Source organism: Lactobacillus nasalidis, assembly GCF_016587775.1.
GTDB classification, from domain to species: domain Bacteria; phylum Bacillota; class Bacilli; order Lactobacillales; family Lactobacillaceae; genus Lactobacillus; species Lactobacillus nasalidis.
Genome location: NZ_BOCG01000632.1, coordinates 1 through 2,491, shown reverse-complemented (window position 1 = coordinate 2,491; position 2,491 = coordinate 1). Strand labels below are relative to the sequence as shown.

Genomic DNA, 2,491 nt, shown 5'->3' with positions numbered 1-2,491 from the left:
TAATCGACTTGTCGGCGCTGACGGTCAGGCCCGACCGGACGCCGCCACCATTGGTCATGGCAAAGTCGACCTTGAAGCCTTGCCGGTTGGCTTCAGACAGTTGAGCGTCAACTACCAGGTCGCCAGCCGCGTTTTCATTGGAGCTGTTGTTGTTTTCACGGCCCGTGATTGTTTCCGCGGTCTTGGCGGTTGCGATCTTTTGCTTGGTAATCGCAGAAACGCGCTTATCGGCATCAGCGACAATTTTCTTGACCGTCTTGTTCGGCGCGGTCTTTGGATCATCTGTTGCCGACAGAACCGGATAAACATGAGAAACCAGGCTGCCCTTTACAAAGTCCTTGGTTTTTGGATTGATGTAGCCGATCGAATCAGTGTAGGCTTGGCCATACTTCAAAGCCTGCACAAGGTGGGTCTTCCCCACTTTAGCATTCGCGTACTGGTGTGAGTGCCCGGCAATCATCAGATCGACCGAATTTTTCGGATCGATTTTGTTCAGCTTTTTCAAAATCGTAACGCTGTCGCCAGTGGTTGTCAGCTTGCCCTTGCTGTCAGCTGCGGTTTCAACCCCCTTGTGAGCCAGAACCACGATCGCCTTGACTCCCTTTTTGCGCAAGATCTTTTCATATTTGGCAATCGTCTTGGCTTCGTCCAGGTACTTAAAAGCTGAGTAATTCTTTTTGGTGGTCAGAGTCGGCATTTCAGTGGTCAAGATGCCGATAAAGCCGACTTTGGCCCGCTTTTTGCCAGCCTTGACCGTCTTAACGGTATACGGTTTCCAGCCATAAGGCGTCTTGCCCGTGCTCTTGCGGACAACATTGGCAACGATGATCTGCAAGCCGGACTTTTGATGCGGATATGCCATTTCGGCGGAATTGTACTTCTTGCTTGGCTTTTTGCCCAAAACGATCCGGTTGAATTCACTCAGGCCTTCATCAAATTCATGATTGCCCAAAGTGCCAATGGTGAATTTCATGGCCTTCAAGACGTGCATGGTTGACTCGTCTTGCAAGAGAGAGGAATTGGCCGGCGATGCTCCGACCATGTCCCCAGATTCAACTCTGAAGCTTGTCCCCTGCTTGTTCTTCTTCTTGAAGTCTTTTTGTGCCTGATTCAAGTAGGCTGCCAGCCGGGCCACAGTTCCCGCGTTATTGTAGGTCTTTTGCCCCAGAGTTGCCGAACCCGTAGTTGACAAGTTCCCGTGCAAGTCGTTGATGCTCAAAAACTGCACAGGAATATCCTTGCTGTATTTTTTGGGATTCTTCCAGTCTTTGCTTTGAGACGGCTTGCTGGCCTTGTCAGCCACGCTTGCAACCTTAAGCTTGCTTGCACCGGCTTGGCCTGGCGCCATTACGGCCGCGGCCAGCAAAAGTGCTGCGAGTTCTTTTTTAAAGATGGACTTTGCCATAACTTCCTCCATAAATCACTAAACATTAGACAATAGCATGTAGGTAGTATAGCGTAAAAGCACCTGTTTCAAAAGGGAAAGTTCGTCTTTAAAACACAGACAATTATTTTTGTCCTATGATGTTAGGGGATTTTCTTAGCAAACACGTACTATTTTTACAATAAAAACTATAATCGGTCATATCTGTCTTGAAGATTTTTTGCAAAAATAAAACTGCTTTGCAAAAATTGCAAAGCAGTCTCAGAATCGTTGCTAGAATTAACGACGACGTTCTGCGATACGGGCAGCCTTACCGCTACGAGTCCGCAGGTAGTAAAGCTTAGCGCGACGTACGCGGCCATGGCGAGTAACTTCAACCTTGGCAACACGTGGAGTGTTAACCGGGAAAGTACGTTCAACGCCAACGCCGGAAGCGATCTTACGAACAGTGTAGGTAGCACCGATGCCAGTGCCCTTCTTCTTGATTACGACACCTTCGAAGATCTGGATACGTTCGTGAGTGCCTTCAACAACACGTACGTGAACACGAACAGTGTCCCCGGCACGGAATTCAGGCATGTCGTCACGAAGTTGTTCTTTAGTCAATTCTTGAATTAATGGATCCATTATTGTTTCTCCTTCTACGGCATTCATCCACCTCTCTGGGCCAGCGGAACACCCCTAATCTTTTTTGGCAAAATACCACGCTTAATAGAATACCATCTTTGCCCGGCTAAAGCAAGCGTCTTTCGGGAAATTACTCTTGCCCGGCTTCTTCTTTGATCTGCCGCAGCATCTTGACCTCTTCAGCCGTCAGCTCCCGGCCTTCCAGCAGGTCCGGCCGCTTGAGCCAGGTGGCCTTCAAAGCCTGGTAGTGCCGCCATTCGGCAATCTTGCCGTGGTTGCCGGAAAGCAGGATTTCCGGCACCTGCTGGCCCTCAAAGTCAGCTGGCCGGGTGTACTGCGGGTATTCCAAAAGGCCGTCAGAGAATGATTCTTCAACCGCCGACATGGCATTGCCGAGGATTCCCGGCAGCAGACGGACCGTAGCATCAATCATGCTCATGGTCGGCAATTCTCCCCCGGTCAGCACATAGTCGCCGATTG

General features: G+C 49.9%; 2 protein-coding genes and 1 pseudogene. All 3 read right to left on the bottom strand.

Annotation, left to right across the window (positions count from 1 at the left end):
• On the bottom strand, positions 1–1,405 hold a 1,405-nt coding region (locus tag lacNas_RS11890; protein WP_201346896.1), incomplete at its 3' end, for a metallophosphoesterase.
• Between the two features lie 258 nt (positions 1,406–1,663).
• A complete protein-coding gene (rplS, locus tag lacNas_RS11885; protein ID WP_003612033.1) occupies positions 1,664–2,011 on the bottom strand; it encodes a 50S ribosomal protein L19 in 348 nt (115 codons plus the stop codon).
• A gap of 130 nt (positions 2,012–2,141) precedes the next feature.
• A pseudogene (locus tag lacNas_RS11880) lies at positions 2,142–2,491 on the bottom strand (tRNA (guanosine(37)-N1)-methyltransferase TrmD); the annotation flags it as partial.